General features: G+C 61.4%; 17 protein-coding genes. 11 read left to right on the top strand and 6 right to left on the bottom strand.

What is annotated here, in order from left to right; genetic code table 11:
* Window positions 1–17 precede the first annotated feature (17 nt).
* From BLW80_RS09665 to BLW80_RS09625, 9 genes are all read left to right on the top strand, one after another.
* A complete protein-coding gene (locus tag BLW80_RS09665) occupies window positions 18–1,310 on the top strand; it encodes a glutamate-5-semialdehyde dehydrogenase (RefSeq protein WP_093757761.1) in 1,293 nt (430 codons plus the stop codon).
* Window positions 1,311–1,340: 30 nt separating this feature from the next.
* Window positions 1,341–1,970 carry a nicotinate-nucleotide adenylyltransferase gene (locus BLW80_RS09660; protein WP_256461223.1) on the top strand — a complete coding sequence of 210 codons (630 nt, stop codon included), beginning with the start codon at window positions 1,341–1,343 and terminating at the stop codon, window positions 1,968–1,970.
* 351 nt (window positions 1,971–2,321) lie between these two features.
* Window positions 2,322–2,687: a ribosome silencing factor gene (gene rsfS, locus BLW80_RS30745; RefSeq protein ID WP_244558251.1), complete on the top strand. Its 366-nt coding sequence runs from the start codon at window positions 2,322–2,324 to the stop codon at window positions 2,685–2,687.
* 46 nt (window positions 2,688–2,733) lie between these two features.
* Entirely contained in the window at window positions 2,734–3,216 is a 483-nt protein-coding gene (gene rlmH, locus BLW80_RS09650; protein ID WP_089263230.1) for a 23S rRNA (pseudouridine(1915)-N(3))-methyltransferase RlmH, read from the top strand.
* Between the two features lie 125 nt (window positions 3,217–3,341).
* Window positions 3,342–4,661, top strand: a complete 1,320-nt coding sequence (locus BLW80_RS09645; protein WP_502688597.1) for a murein hydrolase activator EnvC family protein — start codon at window positions 3,342–3,344, stop codon at window positions 4,659–4,661.
* The gene (locus tag BLW80_RS09640) at window positions 4,658–6,034 is read left to right on the top strand and encodes a S41 family peptidase (RefSeq protein WP_093757760.1); all 1,377 of its coding nucleotides are present in this window, start codon (window positions 4,658–4,660) and stop codon (window positions 6,032–6,034) included. The genes BLW80_RS09645 and BLW80_RS09640 overlap by 4 nt, the downstream gene beginning before the upstream one ends.
* A 146-nt stretch (window positions 6,035–6,180) precedes the next feature.
* Window positions 6,181–7,386 (top strand): divergent polysaccharide deacetylase family protein, encoded by a 1,206-nt coding sequence (locus BLW80_RS09635; RefSeq protein ID WP_093757759.1) that lies wholly within the window; start codon window positions 6,181–6,183, stop codon window positions 7,384–7,386.
* A gap of 105 nt (window positions 7,387–7,491) precedes the next feature.
* Window positions 7,492–7,995 carry an RNA pyrophosphohydrolase gene (locus BLW80_RS09630; protein WP_089263237.1) on the top strand — a complete coding sequence of 168 codons (504 nt, stop codon included), beginning with the start codon at window positions 7,492–7,494 and terminating at the stop codon, window positions 7,993–7,995.
* A 7-nt stretch (window positions 7,996–8,002) separates the two neighbouring features.
* Window positions 8,003–8,497 carry an RNA pyrophosphohydrolase gene (locus tag BLW80_RS09625; protein WP_093757758.1) on the top strand — a complete coding sequence of 165 codons (495 nt, stop codon included), beginning with the start codon at window positions 8,003–8,005 and terminating at the stop codon, window positions 8,495–8,497.
* Window positions 8,498–8,540: 43 nt separating this feature from the next.
* Here BLW80_RS09625 and BLW80_RS09620 read toward each other — a convergent pair whose 3' ends face one another.
* The 5 genes from BLW80_RS09620 to BLW80_RS09600 all read right to left on the bottom strand — a co-directional run bounded on the left by BLW80_RS09620 (window position 8,541) and on the right by BLW80_RS09600 (window position 13,717).
* The gene (locus BLW80_RS09620; protein WP_093757757.1) at window positions 8,541–8,948 is read right to left on the bottom strand and encodes a F0F1 ATP synthase subunit epsilon; all 408 of its coding nucleotides are present in this window, start codon (window positions 8,946–8,948) and stop codon (window positions 8,541–8,543) included.
* Between the two features lie 157 nt (window positions 8,949–9,105).
* Complete coding sequence (atpD, locus tag BLW80_RS09615) at window positions 9,106–10,548, bottom strand: F0F1 ATP synthase subunit beta (RefSeq protein WP_089263243.1); 1,443 nt, start codon at window positions 10,546–10,548, stop codon at window positions 9,106–9,108.
* A 76-nt stretch (window positions 10,549–10,624) separates the two neighbouring features.
* Window positions 10,625–11,500, bottom strand: coding sequence for a F0F1 ATP synthase subunit gamma (locus tag BLW80_RS09610; protein ID WP_068730146.1), 876 nt, complete (start codon window positions 11,498–11,500; stop codon window positions 10,625–10,627).
* 121 nt (window positions 11,501–11,621) lie between these two features.
* Complete coding sequence (gene atpA / locus BLW80_RS09605) at window positions 11,622–13,157, bottom strand: F0F1 ATP synthase subunit alpha (RefSeq protein WP_068730144.1); 1,536 nt, start codon at window positions 13,155–13,157, stop codon at window positions 11,622–11,624.
* Window positions 13,157–13,717 (bottom strand): F0F1 ATP synthase subunit delta, encoded by a 561-nt coding sequence (locus BLW80_RS09600; RefSeq protein ID WP_089263247.1) that lies wholly within the window; start codon window positions 13,715–13,717, stop codon window positions 13,157–13,159. The genes atpA and BLW80_RS09600 overlap by 1 nt, the downstream gene beginning before the upstream one ends.
* Before the next feature lie 694 nt (window positions 13,718–14,411).
* Here BLW80_RS09600 and BLW80_RS09595 point away from each other — a divergent pair.
* The gene (locus BLW80_RS09595; RefSeq protein ID WP_089263249.1) at window positions 14,412–14,903 is read left to right on the top strand and encodes a septal ring lytic transglycosylase RlpA family protein; all 492 of its coding nucleotides are present in this window, start codon (window positions 14,412–14,414) and stop codon (window positions 14,901–14,903) included.
* 192 nt (window positions 14,904–15,095) lie between these two features.
* Here BLW80_RS09595 and BLW80_RS09590 read toward each other — a convergent pair whose 3' ends face one another.
* Window positions 15,096–17,294, bottom strand: coding sequence for a primosomal protein N' (locus BLW80_RS09590; RefSeq protein ID WP_089263251.1), 2,199 nt, complete (start codon window positions 17,292–17,294; stop codon window positions 15,096–15,098).
* Window positions 17,295–17,438: 144 nt separating this feature from the next.
* Between BLW80_RS09590 and BLW80_RS09585 the strand changes: the two genes are divergently transcribed.
* On the top strand, window positions 17,439–18,071 hold the full coding sequence (locus tag BLW80_RS09585; protein ID WP_170849622.1) for a carboxymuconolactone decarboxylase family protein: 633 nt from the start codon (window positions 17,439–17,441) through the stop codon (window positions 18,069–18,071).

Here is an 18,071-nt window from a genome sequence, read left to right as displayed (position 1 = left end):
GCTAATTTGAGCCCCTTATGACCGCCTCGCTGAAAGCCATCGACGGATCGGCAGATTTGCCTGTCCTGATGAACGACCTCGCCCGGAGCGCCCGTGCGGCTGCGCGTGCGTTGGCGGTGGCTCCAACGGAGCAAAAGAACCGGGCGCTTGCGGCCATGGAGCGCGCGATCCGTGCCGGTGCGCCGGCGATTCTGGCGGCCAATGCCGAGGATGTCGCCGAGGTGCGCGCCAATGGCGCCACATCGGCCTTTATCGATCGGCTGACCCTGACCGAGGCGCGCGTGCATGCAATGGCCGACGGCATTCGTGTGATTCATGACATCGCTGATCCCGTCGGCGCCGTCACCGAAAGCTGGCAGCGGCCGAATGGCATGACCATCGAACGCGTGCGCGTGCCGCTCGGCGTCGTTGCGGTGATTTTCGAGAGCCGTCCGAATGTTGCGGCGGATGCCGGCGTGCTGTGCCTGAAGTCCGGCAATGCCGTGATCTTGCGCGGCGGCTCCGACAGTTTCCGCTCCTGCCGTGCAATTCATGAATGTCTGGTGCAGGGCCTGCGTGAAGCCGGTCTGCCGGAAGCCGCGATTACGCTCGTGCCGACGCGCGATCGTGCGGCGGTTGGCTTGCTGCTCACCGGCCTCAATGGCGGCGTCGATGTGATCGTGCCGCGCGGCGGTAAGAGCCTGGTCGCGCGTGTCGAGGCCGAAGCGCGGGTCCCGGTATTCGCACATCTCGAAGGCGTCAATCACACCTATGTCGATCGTACCGCCAAGCTCGATATGGCGAAATCGATCGTGCTGAATGCGAAGATGCGCCGTCCCGGTGTCTGCGGCGCGACGGAAACGCTGCTGATCGACCGCGCGGTGGCAGGTACGCATCTCAAGCCGCTGGTGGAAATGCTGATTGATGCCGGCTGCGAGGTGCGCGGTGACGCCGTCGTGCAGCAGGCCGATGTGCGCGTCAAGCCTGCAACGGACGAGGACTGGGACACCGAATACGAAGACGCGATCATCTCGGCCAGGGTCGTCGATGGTGTCGATGATGCGCTCGCGCATATTCGCGATCACGGTTCGCATCACACCGATGCGATCGTGACCGAAGACGTTGCGGTGGCCACGAAGTTTCTCAACGAGGTGGATTCGGCGATTGTACTGCATAACGCCTCGACGCAGTTTGCCGACGGCGGTGAATTCGGCTTCGGTGCCGAAATCGGAATCGCCACCGGCAAATTCCATGCACGCGGCCCGGTCGGCGCCGAGCAGCTCACCAGTTTCAAATATCGCATTCACGGCACCGGACAGACCCGGCCGTGATGATGTGCGTTTCGGCGCGTGGAGACTGAATTGGATTTGCATTCAGTCCCGCCGGCGCAGGGCATACCGCCGCATAGTCCCGGTATGCGGATCGGTCTGCTTGGCGGATCGTTCAATCCGCCGCATGCCGCGCATCGGGCCATAAGCCTGTTCGCGATGAAGCGGCTGCAGCTCGATCGCGTCTGGTGGCTGGTCTCGCCGGGTAATCCGCTGAAGGATCAACGCAATCTGCACGATCTCGCCGAGCGCGCGGCGGCTGCGAAGGCGATGGCCGATCACCCGCGCATCGATATCACCTGTCTCGAGAGTGTCATTGGTACGCGCTATACCGTCGACACCATCAGCTACCTCCGACGTCGATGTTCGCAAGCACGATTTGTCTGGATCATGGGTGCCGACAATCTCGCCCAGTTTCATCGCTGGGAGAGCTGGCAGGTGATTGCCGGAGAGGTTCCCTTTGCGGTCATCGACCGGCCGCCGCAGAGCTTCCAGGGACTGGCGTCGACCGCCGCCCAGGCCCTCGGCCGTTACCGGATACCGGAGCAGGACGCTGGGTCATTGGCCGACCTGAAGCCCCCCGCATGGGTATTTTTGACCGGTTTAAAGCTGAATCTGTCCTCTACCCGGCTGCGGAACCCGGATGGCAGCTGGAAGACGTAATTCCACAACACTCGCCCGATAAGTGCTATAGGGCGGGCGCTGGAATATTGAATCCGGCATTCCCACATGCATACTTGATCTCACCGGGCGTCGGATTCGGCGTCCCAATACAGTGAAAGGAATGGTCCTCTGGCCACTTCTGTATTGTCCAAGACGGGCGCCAAGAAAGCCCCGTCAAAGGTTGCCCCACCCAAGAAGTCCGCTTCGGTAAAGAAGGCTGCCGCGCCTAAAAAGGCTGCCGCAACCAAAACCGCAAAGCCGAAGGCTGCAGCCAAGACACCCGCAGCTGCACCGAAGGCTGTCATTCCGAAGAAGGTTGCTTCGCCCAAGGCAAAGAAATCAGCTGCGGCGGTGCGCGATAGCGCGACCGAAACGCTCAATCTCGTTCTCGCCCGGCTTGACGACATGAAGGCCGAGGAAACGGTGACCATCGACCTGCGCGGCAAGTCGGCTTTCTCCGATTACATGGTTGTGACCACCGGCCGGTCGAACCGCCATGTCGGCGCGGTGGCCGAAAATGTCGCCAAAGGTCTCAAGGAAGCCGGTCAGAAGAAGCTGCATGTCGAAGGCCTGTCCAATTGCGATTGGGTGCTGATCGATACCGGCGAAGTCATCCTGCATGTCTTCCGGCCTGAAGTTCGCGAATTCTACAATCTGGAACGTTTGTGGACGCAGAGCCCGTCGGATGAACCGCGGATCGATCTGAAGGCTGTTTGAGCCAGCGGGAATTCGGCAACGGCGCGACGCGTGCTAGTCTGCGCCGATGCATCTTCTTGTGATTTCCATCGGCAAGCTCAAGCAGGGTCCGGAACGCGAGCTCGCGGAACGGTACCGTGATCGTTTCGACGATATCGGCCGCAAGCTCGGTTTTCGCGGCCTTGCGATTCATGAAATTTCGGAAAGCCGCGCACGTGATGCGGCGACCCGGATCAATGAGGAAGCCGCGGCGATTTCGGCGCTGATTCCGGAAAAGGCTGTATTAGTAGCGCTCGACGAGCGTGGCAGCAGCGTCGACAGCGCCAGTTTCGCTCGCCATATCGGGAAATGGCGGGACGAATCGGTGCCACATAATGTTTTTGTCATCGGCGGGGCGGACGGACTTTCGCCCGAATTGCGGCGCAAAGCCAAACTGAGCATTGCATTCGGCTCGGCGACCTGGCCGCATCAAATGGTTCGCGTCATGCTTCTGGAACAGATTTACCGGGCCGCTACAATTTTAGCTGGCCACCCGTATCACCGCGTTTAGCCCGCTGTGTTAGCTTAACGCGTTTGAAAGAAGGCGCTGTCGAAACCACGATGCTGTCACCGCGGTCCATTCCATCTGAACACGACGCCGGTCGCCGCGGGATGTCGAGCGTATCGTCGTTGTCGATGATGGTACTATCAGCGACTCTTGTACCTGCGACTGTTGCAGGTTTGATGACGACCTCGGTCTGGGCGCAAACCGCTACGCCGATCCAGCAGGTCAATGCGCCGTCGCCTGATATCATTCGCCAGCGCGAGCAGGAGCTTGAAGTGGTCCGCGCGCAGCAGAAGAGCGCTGCGGAGCTGCAGGCGAAATTGAAAGCCGATATCGCGGCGATCGGACAGGATCGCGGCAAGCTCAGTCAGCAGCTCATCGATATTGCCGCCCGCGTCCGCGGCGTCGAAACCCGGATCGACGATGCCGAAGTACGATTGCGGCCGCTGGATGCGCGCGAGCAGAAGATCCGCGGCACGCTGGAATCGCGCCGCGGCGAAATCGTCGAAGTGTTGTCCGCCTTGCAGCGCGCCGGTCGCCGTGCGCCGCCGGCCTTGCTGGTGCGTCCCGAAGATGCGCTGAAGTCGCTGCGCACCGCGATGCTGCTCGGCTCCGTTGTGCCCGAGATGCGCGCGCGCGCCGAGCAACTGGTGGCTGACCTCAGCGAACTCGTGAATTTGCGCAAGGTGATCTCGACCGAGCGCGATCAGCTTGCCGGCGATCGCGACAAGCTGAAGGAAGAACAGACACGCCTCGCGTCCTTTACCGAGGAGCGCCAGAAGCAGCAGTCGGCTGCGGAAAAGGACATGGAAGCGGAAGCTGCGCGCGCGCTGACGTTGTCCCGTCAGGTCGACAGTCTGCAGGGCCTGATCGCGAAGATGGAGCAGGACTCCAAGGCGGCGGCGAAGGCAGCAGCCACAGCCAGTCTGCAGGGCACGCCCGCGGCGCTCAGTAACGGCAAGCCGAATATCGGCGCCTTCAAGGATCCCGGCAGGTTCAGTCCCGCGATCGCCTTTGCTTCGGCAAAGGGCATGCTCGCACTTCCGGTCAACGGGGTTAAAATTCGCAATTTCGGCGGTTCCGACGGTGTAGGTGGCGTCGAAAAGGGCATGTCACTGGCCGCACGGGCGGGTGCGCAGGTCACAACACCGTGTGACGGCTGGGTTGTTTATTCCGGTCCGTTCCGTAGCTATGGACAACTCTTGATCCTCAATGCCGGGGGCGGGTATCATGTCTTGATCGCCGGGATGGAGCGTATTTCGGTGAACATTGGTCAGTTCGTCCTTACCGGGGAACCGATCGCTGTCATGGGATCAACATCCCGGGTAGCATCCGTCCTTGCGGCCAATGCCAGCCAGCCTGTGCTTTATATCGAGTTCCGGAAAGACGGGACTCCCATTGATCCAGGCCCATGGTGGGCCGCTAACGAAGGCGAAAAGGTTCGCGGATGATGCGCAAGACTTCCATAATTCTGCTGAGTGCTGCCACTGGCGCCGCCTTGACGCTCTTCGTGACTCAGCCACGCGCCGTGTTCATGGGCACCAGTGCCCGCGCAGCGACCTCGGATACCTACCGCCAGCTCAACCTGTTCGGCGACGTGTTTGAGCGCGTCCGCAGCGACTATGTCGAGAAGCCCGACGACAGCAAGCTGGTCGAGTCGGCGATCTCCGGCATGCTCACCGGCCTCGATCCACATTCCAGCTACATGGACGCCAAGAGCTTCCGCGACATGCAGGTGCAGACCCGCGGTGAGTTCGGTGGCCTCGGCATTGAAGTCACCATGGAAGACGGCCTGATCAAGGTGGTGTCGCCGATCGACGATACCCCGGCATCGAAGGCCGGTATCATGGCCAACGACATCATCACCAGCCTCGACGAGGAAGCCGTGCAGGGTCTCACCCTGAACCAGGCCGTCGAGAAGATGCGCGGTCCGGTCAATACCAAGATCAAGCTCAAGATCATCCGCAAGGGTCAGGACAATCCGCTCGACGTCACCCTCGTGCGCGACAACATCCGTGTTCGCTCGGTGCGTGCTCGCGTTGAAAGCGACGATATCGCTTACATCCGCATCACGACCTTCAACGAGCAGACCACCGAAGGCCTGAAGCGCGAGATCGCGGCACAGACCGCGGCAATCGGCGCGGACAAGGTCAAGGGCTACATCATCGACCTCCGCAACAATCCAGGTGGTCTGCTCGAAGAAGCCGTCACCGTTTCCGACGCATTCCTCGAGCGTGGCGAGATCGTCTCGACCCGCGGTCGTAACGCCGAGGAAACCCAGCGTCGCACGGCACATGCTGGCGATCTGACCAAGGGCAAGCCGGTGGTCGTGCTGATCAATGGCGGTTCGGCCTCGGCATCGGAAATCGTCGCCGGCGCGCTGCAGGATCACAAGCGTGCGACCACCATCGGTACGCGTTCGTTCGGCAAGGGCTCGGTGCAGACCATCATCCCGCTGGGCTCCGGCAACGGTGCGCTGCGTCTGACCACGGCGCGTTACTTCACGCCGTCGGGAAAGTCGATCCAGGCCAAGGGCATCGTCCCGGACATCGAAATCGTGCAGGACGTGCCGGATGAGCTGAAGTCCCGCGACATCAAGGGCGAGGCTTCGCTCCGTGGCCATCTGAAGAACGATGGCGACGAGAAGACCGGTTCGCAGTCCTACGTGCCGCCGGATGCCAAGAATGACAAGGCGCTGAAGGCTGCTGCTGATTTGCTCCATGGCATTAAGGTGACGTCGAACGCAATCATCACGCCGCCGCCGGGAGCCGCTGCTGCTGCGGACAAGCCAGCAGACGATAAGCCGGCCGCCAAGTCGAACTGATCGGCGAGTACGCATCAATTCTGCGGAAAGGGCGGCCTTCGGGTCGCCCTTTTTGTTGGAATCCTCCCAAAGGGATCCGATGTCCTTCCGGCTGCCGTGGCCACGACCGGGCGTGTTATTGTCCGGTCGGTTGATTCGGGAGATTCATGGCAGTGTCGGCGGACGATCTAAGCGCCCCGCTTGGACAGAAATCGAAACGTAAGCGTCAGTTCCGGCTGCCTTTTTCCGGAACGCAGGCGCTTGCCACGATCCTTGCCCTGCTGCTGCTCGGCTTTCTCGGTGTTGCCATCTTCACCAATAACCCGATGGGCGGCGAGCCGGTTGCGCGTGTCGCGATCAAGGCGCCCGCCGCGACCGAGGACAAGGTCGCCGCCAAACCGCCGGTCGAGGTCAAGCACGGTACGCCCGAGACGGCCAAGGCGCCTGAGGCTCCGGGCCAGAAGACCATTACCATCATCGACGGCTCCAGCGGCGCTCGTAAGGACGTCGTGGTGTCGAGCGAGGGCTCGGACAGCGCTGTGGCCGATGCGCCGCCGCCGGTCATGACGGGAATCGATCAGAAATTGTTGGAGAAATCTCGCCACGGTATGGTGCCGATCGCCATCGGCGCGCTGAAGCCCGTGACGGCCTATGCCGCCGGTTCCGAGGCCGAGCGCGCCAGGGCGATGAAGACGCCGAGCATTTCCATCGTCATTGGCGGCCTCGGCGTCGGTGCAGCCAAGACCACCGATGCCATCATGAAGCTGCCACCGGCCGTGACGCTGGGCTTCACGCCCTATGGCTCGGATCCCGGCAAACTGGTCGAGCGCGCCCGTGCGCAGCGCCACGAGGTGCTGTTGCAGCTGCCGATGGAGCCGTTCGACTATCCCGACAACGATCCCGGTCCGCAGACATTGTTGTCCTCCGCCACGGCCGAGCAGAACCTCGATCGCATGATGTGGCATATGAGCCGCTTCCAGGGCTATGTCGGCGTCGCCAATTTCATGGGCGCGCGCTTCATCGCCACGGACACGGCCATGCAGCCGATTGCGCGGGAAGCCAGCAAGCGCGGGCTTGCATTGTTCGACGATGGCTCGACGCCGCGCAGCGTTGCCGCCGCAGCCGCCGAAGGGCAGGGCATGCCCTTCGCACGCTCCGATGTCGCCATCGACGCGGTCCCGACCTCCGCAGACATCGACAAGGCGCTGGCGCGGCTCGAGGGGCTGGCCAAGGAGCGGGGTGTGGCTGTCGGCGTCGCTTCGGCGCTGCCGATCTCGATCGAACGTATCAGCGCCTGGGCAAAAACCCTTGAAAGCCGCGGGGTCATGCTGGTGCCATTGACAACCGCGATGCTGAAATCAAAATCAAGCTAGCGTCTTTGGGCTAGGGTGAATTCGGCACGGCCGAATCGCTGCGATTCAGCAAGGTCGAATCGCTGCGTAAAGAGTGCTCGAACGGACGCGAGAGGCATTGACGGAATGGCGCGCTACGAAGACCTGCCCTATCGAACTTGCGTCGGAATGATGCTGATCAACCCGCGAGGGCTCGTCTTTATCGGCCGACGTGCCGGCGGTATCGAGCACGTCGATGACATGCATGTCTGGCAGATGCCGCAGGGCGGCGTCGATCCCGGTGAGGACACCTGGGAGGCAGCCAAGCGCGAGCTCTATGAAGAAACCAGTGTCCAATCGGTCGAGAAGCTCGGCGAAGTGCCGGACTGGTTGATCTACGACATTCCCCGCACGGTGGCCGGGCGGGCCTGGAAGGGTCGCTATCGCGGCCAGCGGCAGAAATGGTTCGCCGTACGCTTCACCGGCGATGACAAGGAAATCAACGTCACGCATCCCCCGGGTGGCCACAAGGCCGAGTTCATCAATTGGCGCTGGGAGCCGATGAAGAACCTTCCGGAGCTGATCGTGCCGTTCAAGCGCCCCGTCTATGAGCGGGTGGTGAAGGAATTTGCCGGTCTGGCGGACGGCTAGTACTGGAATGACGGACAACCGGCCCTATCGCCCCAATGTGGGCGTCGCACTGTTCAATGCCGACGGCAAAGTTCTGATCGGCCGCCGTTTCAAGGATGACGGGCCAGAGATCATCCTGCCGGGCCTGGAATGGCAGATGCCTCAGGGTGGTATCGATCCCGACGAAGATCCTCGCGTCGCCGTGATGCGCGAATTATGGGAAGAGACTGGCGTCAGCCATGCCGACTATCTCGGCGAGACCGGCTGGATGACCTACGACTTCATCCCGTTCGAGAACCCCAGCCATCGCTTTGCGCAGTTCCGCGGGCAGCGGCAGAAGTGGTTTGCGCTGAAATTCACCGGGGATGATGCCGAAGTCGATCCGCTCACGCCGCGCAATGACCAGCCGCCTGAATTCGACGCCTGGCGTTGGGAGCGGCTGGATCGCGTCGCGGATCTCGTGGTGCCGTTCCGGCGAGAGGTCTATCGCGCCGTGGCCGAGAGTTTTGCGAAATTTGTCTGAGGCGAAGCCCTGACGAAACGAAGCGCTACCCGGGCTATAGCGCTTAGTGCATCGCCGTCGAGGTGATGTGCTGTTGGATGACCTTGAAGTGGTCGAGACGCTCGATGGCACGGTCCAGAGCGGAGCCTTCCTTCTCGGCCAGCTTCTCTTCCATCTCCGCGATGTCCTTGGCGAAAGCTTCGCGGTCCAGCTCGGCGATTGAGGTTGCGACGTCAGCAAGAACCGTCAAGCCCTTGTCCGAGACTTCGGCAAGGCCGCCGAGCACAATGATCTTCTCATGCTTGCCACCGTTGGTGACAGTCATAATGCCCGGACGCAACGCAATCACCACAGGTGCGTGGCCGGCCATCACGCCGACATCACCCTCGGCGCCCGGGATATCGACCTGCTCGACTTCGCCTGTGAAAGCGAGCTTTTCCGGTGAGACGAGATCGAAGTGGAACGTGGCCATGTCGTTATCCGCTGACTGCTCCCTCCCCTTGCGGGGGAGGGTTGGGGAGGGGGGTAACCAAGGGCGAAGGCGCTTGTGGCACACCCACCCCGGCGCAAATGCGCCGACCCTCCCCGCCTAGCGAAGCTTTGCTTCGCGCGGGGGGAGGGTAAGAACTTTATGCCGCTTCAGCAGCCAGCTTCTTGCCCTTCTCGACGGCTTCTTCGATCGCGCCGACCATATAGAAGGCGGCTTCCGGCAGATGATCATACTTGCCTTCGCAGATCGCGCGGAAACCCTTGATGGTGTCGGCGAGCTCGACGAACTTGCCCGGCGAACCCGTGAAGATTTCAGCGACGAAGAACGGCTGCGACAGGAAGCGCTCGATCTTGCGGGCGCGGGCCACGGCCAGCTTGTCCTCTTCCGACAGTTCGTCCATGCCGAGAATGGCGATGATGTCCTGCAGCGACTTGTACTTCTGCAGCACCTGCTGAACCATACGCGCGGTCTCGTAGTGCTCCTGGCCTACGATCAGCGGGGACAGCATGCGCGAGGTGGAGTCGAGCGGATCCACTGCGGGGTAGATGCCCTTTTCCGAAATCGCACGGTTGAGCACGGTCGTCGCGTCCAAATGGGCGAACGAGGTAGCAGGCGCCGGATCGGTCAAGTCGTCGGCCGGAACGTAGATGGCCTGCACCGAGGTGATCGAACCCTTATGCGTGGTGGTGATACGTTCCTGCAGCGCGCCCATGTCAGTCGCGAGCGTTGGCTGATAACCCACCGCCGAAGGAATACGGCCGAGCAGCGCCGACACTTCCGAACCTGCCTGGGTGAAGCGGAAGATATTGTCGATAAAGAACAGCACGTCCTGGCCCTGATCGCGGAAGTGCTCGGCGACGGTCAGACCGGACAGAGCAACGCGCATGCGGGCGCCCGGAGGCTCGTTCATCTGGCCGAACACGAGAGCGCACTTCGACTTCACGGCCGGATCCGGATTGTGCGGATCGGCGTTCACCTTGGATTCGATGAACTCGTGATAGAGATCGTTACCTTCGCGGGTACGCTCGCCGACGCCGGCGAACACCGAGTTGCCGCCGTGCGCCTTCGCGACGTTGTTGATCAGTTCCTGAATGAGAACCGTCTTGCCGACGCCGGCGCCGCCGAACAGGCCGATCTTGCCGCCCTTGGCGTAAGGCGCAAGCAGATCGACGACCTTGATGCCCGTGACGAGAATTTCAGCCTCGGTGGACTGCTCGGTATACATCGGCGCTTCCTGATGGATAGCGCGGTTGCCTTCCGAAGCGATCGGACCGCCTTCATCGATCGGCTCGCCGATCACGTTCATGATACGGCCGAGGGTGCCGACGCCAACGGGAACCTGGATCGGCGAGCCAGTGTCGGTGACTTCCTGACCGCGGACCAGACCTTCGGTGGTGTCCATCGCGATGGTGCGGACGGTCGATTCGCCGAGATGCTGGGCGACTTCGAGAACCAGGCGGTTGCCACCGTTCTTGGTTTCGATCGCGTTCAGAATTGCGGGCAGGTAACCTTCGAACTGCACGTCGACGACGGCGCCGATGACCTGGGTGATACGTCCGGTCTGGTTGGCGGATGCGGCCATAAAAACTTCTCCATAAACTTCAAGGACTCGGAAGTCCGAAACTTGAACGGCGGCCCATGAGGCCGGAAGGTTGTTATTAGATCGCCTCGGCGCCGGAGATGATTTCGATCAGCTCCTTCGTAATCATCGCCTGGCGGGTGCGGTTGTAGATCAATGTCTGCTTGCGGATCATGTCGCCGGCGTTGCGCGTAGCGTTGTCCATCGAGCTCATCTGCGCGCCGTAGAACGAAGCGTTGTTCTCCAGCAGAGCGCGGAAGATCTGCACCGCCAGATTGCGCGGCAGCAGGCCGTCGAGGATCTCATCCTCGGCGGGCTCGTAGTCGTAGCTCGGCGTTGGGCCGGCATCGGCCTTAGGCGCCTCGACTACCAAGGGAATGATCTGCTGGGCAGTCGGGATTTGCGCGATCACCGACTTGAAGCGCGAATAGAACAGCGTGCAGACGTCGAATTCGCCAGTGTTGAAGAGTTCGAGAACCTTCTTGGCGATGTCGTTGGCATTGACGAAGCCAAGCTGACGCACCGAACGCAATTCGAGATGACCGACGATCTGCTTGTCGAAATTACGGCGCAGTTGCTCGTAGCCCTTGCGACCAACGCAGAAGAATTTGACCGTCTTGCCCTGGTTCATCAGCGCCAGTGCGCGTTCGCGCGCCAGACGGACGATCGAGGAATTGAAAGCGCCGCACAGGCCACGCTCGCCGGTGCAGACCAGCAGCAGATGAACCTGATCCTTGCCGGTGCCGACGAGCAGCGCCGGACCGGAGCCTGCCGTTGTAGCGCCGGCAATGCTGGCGATCACGGTATCCATCTTCTCGGCGTAAGGACGTGCAGCTTCGGCAGCGGTCTGCGCACGACGCAGCTTCGACGCTGCGACCATCTGCATTGCCTTGGTGATCTTCTGCGTCGCCTTGGTCGAGGCGATGCGGACGCGCATGTCTTTAAGTGAGGCCATTCTTAGTCCACCCCGGCGATCTGGCCGTTTGGCCGATCGCGAACCTCTCGTTCGAAACGCCCGACCTCGTGCCGGACATCAACGCGAATGGCCGGCGGGAGCCGGCCATTCATTGACAGTATTAAGCAGCGTAGGTCTTCGCGAAGCCTTCGACGACGGCCTTGAGCTGGGCGGCGACGTCATCCTTGAGATCGCGGCTGTCGCGGATCGCGTTGAGGATCTCAACGTTCTTGCCGCGCAGCAGCGACAGAAGACCGTCTTCGAAGCCCCGAACCTTGGCGATCGGCAGAGTGTCGAGATAGCCGTTGGTGCCGGCCCAGATCACGCAAACCTGCTCTTCCATCTTCAGCGGCGAGAACTGCGGCTGCTTCAGGAGTTCGGTCAGACGCGCGCCGCGGTTCAGCAGGCGCTGGGTCGACGCGTCGAGGTCCGAGCCGAACTGCGCAAAGGCCGCCATTTCGCGGTACTGCGCGAGCTCACCCTTGATCTTGCCGGCGACCTTCTTCATCGCCTTGGTCTGCGCGGCGGAGCCGACGCGCGACACGGACAGACCGACGTTCACGGCAGGACGGATGCCCTGGAAGAACAGATCGGTTTCAAGGAAGATCTGACCGTCAGTGATCGAAATCACGTTGGTCGGAATGTAGGCGGACACGTCGTTGGCCTGGGTTTCGATGACCGGCAGCGCCGTCAGCGAACCATTGCCCTGGGAATCATTGAGCTTCGCAGCGCGTTCGAGCAGACGCGAGTGAAGATAGAACACGTCGCCCGGATAAGCTTCGCGGCCCGGCGGACGACGCAGCAGCAGCGACATCTGACGGTAAGCGACGGCCTGCTTGGAGAGATCGTCATAGATGATGACAGCGTGCATGCCGTTGTCGCGGAAGAATTCGCCGATCGTACAGCCGGTGAACGGCGCGATGTACTGCATCGGAGCCGGATCTGAAGCGGTCGCGGCGACCACGACGGAGTATTCCATCGCGCCCTGCTCTTCGAGCACCTTCACGAACTGAGCGACGGTCGAACGCTTCTGACCAACGGCGACGTACACGCAGTACAGCTTCTGGCTCTCGGGAGCGCCAGCAACGTTCAGCGACTTTTGGTTTAGAATGGTGTCGAGTGCGATTGCGGTCTTGCCGGTCTGACGGTCACCGATGATCAGCTCGCGCTGGCCACGGCCGACCGGGATCAGAGCGTCGACCGACTTCAGGCCGGTTGCCATCGGCTCGTTGACCGACTTGCGCGGAATGATGCCCGGTGCCTTGACGTCGACGCGCATACGCTTGTCGGCCTGGATCGGACCCTTGCCATCGATCGGATTGCCGAGCGCGTCGACCACGCGGCCGAGGAGACCCTTGCCAACCGGCGCGTCCACGATCGAACGGGTGCGCTTAACAGTCTGGCCTTCTTTAATTTCGCGGTCAGCGCCGAAAATAACGACACCGACGTTGTCGGTTTCGAGGTTCAGCGCCATACCACGGGTGCCGTTCTCGAATTCGACCATTTCGCCGGCCTGGACGTTGTCGAGGCCGTAGACGCGGGCAATGCCGTCGCCGACGGACAACACCTGTCCGACTTCAGAAACTTCAGCTTCCTGGCCGAAATTCTTGATCTGGTCTTTGAGGATCGCGGAAATTTCTGCGGCGCGGATGTCCATCAGCCTGCCTCTTTCATCGAGTGCTTGATCGAGTTGAGTTTGGTGCGAAGCGAGCTGTCCACCATGCGGCTGCCGAGCTTGACGACAAGCCCGCCGATGATGGACGGATCGACTTTCACGTTGAGCGCGACGTCCTTGCCCGTCACTGACTTCAGCGCGGTCTTGAGAGCGTCGAGATTCTTGTCACTGAGCGGCTCGGCGACGGTGACGTCAGCCGTAGCTTCGCCCTTAAACTTGGCGACCAGCGCATTGAAGCCGCGCGCCACGTCACCAATGGCGAACAGGCGGCGGTTGGCGGTGAGGACCTTGAGGAAGTTGGCGGTGATGCCGGTAATTCCGGCTTTCTCCAGAACCGAAGCGAGGGCCTTGCCCTGAATCTCGGCAGAGAACACCGGGCTGCGAACCAGTCGCGCCAAGTCGGCGCTGTCGGCCAGCATCGCTGCGAATTTGTCGAGATCGGCCTTCACCGCATCGACGGACTTTTCGTCACGCGCCAGCTCAAACAGAGCCGTTGCATAACGACCGGACATTCCCGAAACCGACGGATCTTGTGTTGCCACGAATTGCGCTCTTCAGGCTGTCAAACTCGCAAGGGAATAACTATCGCCTGAATGTGGCGCCTAGCGATCCAAGTCCTTGGAATTCAAGCGGGACTTCGATTTTTAGGTCACAATAAAATGTCGTGACCCGTTCAAATCGCGGCTTTGCTAACATAGCCCGCGCGCTGGTGCAACGCGACGAAAGCGTTTGATGATGCCTTGTCGCAGGCCCTCGCAAAGAATCATTTCAGGGAGATGTGACGCGCCAATCGGGTCGCTGACGGAGTGTTTCATCGTCCATCTCCGAGGCGGAATTTCTTATTCCGCATGACGGTACACGGTGCCGATTCTTTTGAATCACGCAACGTCGAGTACGGTGAGTCGGCAATTGAAATCGCGGCGGGCAGCGCGGCGTGCGTGTTTCATGTCACCGTTTCGGACTGCTTAACATTTACTTATCGAATGCTATCCATGCACGGCGATCACTTAGCTATTCAGTATAGTTATGTAATGTGCAGTATATTTAATAGTTAAAAATTCATTAAAGCGGCTCATTAGGCATGTTCTGTTCCATCACAAGATATTTCATCTGGTCATGGAACGATTGCGTTGCCTATTTTACGCCTCATTACCTCGTCAAACGCTCAGCCAATGAAATTGGGACGGGGGTCCACTTGCCACATTTGTGGCAATACTGTCTGAGGGACAACAACTTATGCTGCGTTACGGAAAATCGACGCTGGGCGCTATCGCCCGGCCGCGTACGGCAATCGCTGTCATGACTGCCGCTCTTGTTCTCGGGGGAACGGTTTCTGAGGCTTCGGCCAAATCCCGGCACCATCGCCATCACCACAAGCACCATCACGTCGCCAAGGCTTCGCCGTCGCTGTTCGATGCCAATGCGTCGATCGCGCCTTCGACCGGCGGCCGCAGCTTCTCAGGTGTTGCGTCCTATTACGGCAATGAGTCCGGCAGCCGCACTGCGTCGGGTCAGCGCTTCAATCAGAATGCGATGACCGCCGCGCATCGTTCGCTGCCGTTCGGCACCAAGCTCCGCGTCACCCACGGCGGTCGCAGCGTTGTCGTCACCGTCAACGATCGCGGCCCGTTCATCCGTGGCCGGGTGCTCGACCTTTCCAAGGGCGCAGCGAGCGCGATCGGTCTGACCGGCCGTGGTGTCGGCCGTGTCGTTGCGGAAGTCATGTAAGCAAGACAAACGCGTCGCGTCCCTGATCTTCCAAGTTCAGTAGCGTTGTGTGTGTATTGAGTAGAGTAAGCGTTGAGTAAAAGAGCCTGCTGTCATCAAAAGACAGCAGGCTTTTTTGTTTTGCGTTGTCAGTTCACGCTGTCATTCATTACGGCTTCGCCCGCAAGAGCAAGCGCCCCGGAATGACGAAGCTCAAAGAAAGCTCTGCGGATCGACATCGACTTCGAGCTTTAGGTTGCCTGTAGGCTTTGGGCCGTGCGCCAGCCAGTCGCGGAGATAGTGCGACAGGTCGACATTGCGCGCCGACTTCACCAGCAGTCGGAAGCGATAGCGACCCTTGATCACGGCGAGCGGTGCTTCGGCGGGGCCGAGCACCATGATGCGCTCGTCGATCGGCGCTACGGCGGCGAGCTTGCGCGCATAGCCCTCCGTGGTTGGCCGGTCGCCGCCTGAGATGATCAGGCTCGCCAGTCGGCCGAAGGGTGGATAGCCCGCGCGCTCGCGGGCCTCGATCTCGCTGGCGTAAAACGCTTCGCGGTCGTTTGCGATCAGCGCCTTCATCACCGGATGCTCCGGCTGATGGGTCTGCAGATAGCCGACGCCGCGTCCCTGTTCACGTCCAGCGCGGCCGATGACTTGATTGAGCATCTGATAGGTGCGCTCCGCGGCGCGCGGATCGCCATTGCCGAGGCCCAGGTCGGCGTCGATGACGCCGACCAGATTGAGCCGCGGGAAGTTATGGCCCTTGGCCACGAGTTGCGTGCCGATGATGACATCGACACGGCCCTCTGCGATCTCGGCCAGCTCCGTGCGCATCGCATCGATCGACGTAATAAGATCGCTCGACAGCACCATGGTGCGCGCATCCGGAAACAGGCTCGCCGCTTCCTCCTGCAAGCGCTCGACGCCGGGCCCGACGGCGACCAGCGATTCTTCGGCCTGACAATGCGGGCATTGATGCGGGCGATGCATCGAGAAACCGCAGTGGTGGCACACCAACCGCTGCCGAAAGCGATGATCGACCAACCACGCATCGCAGATCGTGCAGGCAAACCGGTGTCCGCAGCCGCGGCATAGCGTCAGCGGCGCATAGCCCCGGCGATTGAGGAACAGCAACGCCTGTTCCTTGCGCTCGATGGCGATCTGGATTTTCTCGGCGAGGCGCGGTGCGATGAAGCGGCCGCGCATCGGCCCTTCGCGGCGCAGGTCGATGGCCTCGATATGCGGCATGTGCTGGCCGCCGAAGCGCGATGGCAGAGCGATGCGCTGATAGCGCCCCTTGCGCGCGTTGACCTCGGACTCGACCGATGGCGTGGCAGAAGCGAGCACGATGGGGATCTTCGCAATCGACGCCCGCACCACCGCCATATCGCGGGCGTGGTAATGCGCGCCTTCGTCCTGCTTGTAGGCTTGGTCATGTTCCTCATCGACGATGATCAGGCCGAGTTTCGCGTAAGGCAGAAACAGCGCCGAACGCGCACCGACGATGACATGGGCCTCGCCATTGGCGATCGACGCCCAGTTGCGCGCGCGGGTGCGCGGTGTCAGTTCGGAATGCCACTCCAGCGGCCGCACGCCGAAGCGTTTTGAGAAGCGCTCCAGGAATTGCCCCGTCAGCGCAATTTCGGGCATCAGGATCAGCACCTGTTCGCCGCGCCTGATCACCTCGGCAACCGCCTCGAAATACACCTCGGTCTTGCCGGAGCCGGTGACGCCGTCGAGCAAAGCGGCGTGAAAATCCCCCTTGGCGGCGAAGGTCCGCATCGCCTCGGCCGCGACGGCCTGATCGTTTGAAAAGTCCGGTTCGGCGAAGGTGGGATCAGGCGCTGGCGGCGGCAGCGCGCGGGGCATGGCTTCAATAGCAAGCGTGCCTTCATCGACGAGGCCGTCGATTACGCCTGCGCTGACGCCGGCCTCCTTGGCTGCCTCAGACTTCGCGTGCAGCAGGCCGTCCGACAGGATCTCGATCAGCCGTGCGCGTGCCGAGGTCATGCGTTTGGGCACTTCGCCGACCAGGCGGACGCCCATGCGCACTCGCTCCGGGCCGAGGTGCTCGCCCATCCGCAGAGTCATCTTCATGACCATGCCGCGCGCGGACAAAGTGTAATTCGCCACCCAGTCGACCAGGCTGCGCAATTCCTGCTTCAGCGGGGGGACATCGAATTTCTCGCCAACCTCTTTCAGGCGGTTGTGCAGGCGGGGGTCGGGATTGGCATTTTCTGCCCAGACCACGCCGATCACCTCGCGGGCGCCGAGTGGCACGCTGACGACATCGCCGGGCTGCAGATCGAGGCCACGAGGCACGCGATAGGAATAAGCCTGGTTCAGCGCGACCGGCACCAGCACGTCAACGACGCCAGACGATGTTTTGGTGCGCGCAGCTTCGTCCATCGGCGGAATCAGACTCGAAATGGGGTATCCGCTAACCTAAGCTCGCGGTGCGGTCCGGACCAGTGTCCGCCGGATGGCCGGTCTTATGACCGATCGGCGGCCACGACAATGAAACAAGAACAAGAACCCGCAGGGAGAAACATCATGCGCCACAGGCTCGCCGGGGCAATCGCCTCATTGGTCATGTTTTCTGCCGTCGTGATACCTGCGCTGGCGCAGGACCGGATGCCGCCGATCCCGGCCGACAAATACACCGAAGCGCAGAAGAAAGCTGCCGAGGAGTTCTCCGGCGGCCGGGGCTATGAAGTCCGAGGCCCCTTCGTGCCGCTGATTCGCAGCCCGGAAGTGATGCTCCGCGCCAAGGCGATGGGCGATCATCTCAGGTTCAAGAGCGTACTGGCGCCGCGACTCAGCGAAATGATCATCCTGATCACCGCACGCGAATGGACCCAGCAATATGAGTGGGTTGCGCATCATGACATCGCGATCAAGGCCGGCCTGCGCAACGAGATAGCCGATGCGATTGCCGATGGCCGGCGTCCTGTTGGCATGGCCGAGGACGAAGAGGCCGCCTACGACATGTCGATCGAGATCCAGCGCACCAAACGCGTGAGTGATCCGACCTGGAACAAGGCCGTCGCCAAATTCGGCGAGCAGGGCGTCATCGATCTGCTCGGGATCAATGGTTATTACACCTTCCTGGCCATGGCCATGAATGCAGCGCGAACAGGCCTCCCGGCCGGTGTCGCGGAGCCCCTGAAGCGGTTCCCGGATTGA

It is taken from the genome of Tardiphaga sp. OK245 (genome assembly GCF_900108575.1).
Lineage (GTDB): Bacteria > Pseudomonadota > Alphaproteobacteria > Rhizobiales > Xanthobacteraceae > Tardiphaga > Tardiphaga robiniae.
This window is presented reverse-complemented; position numbering and strand designations above follow the sequence as displayed.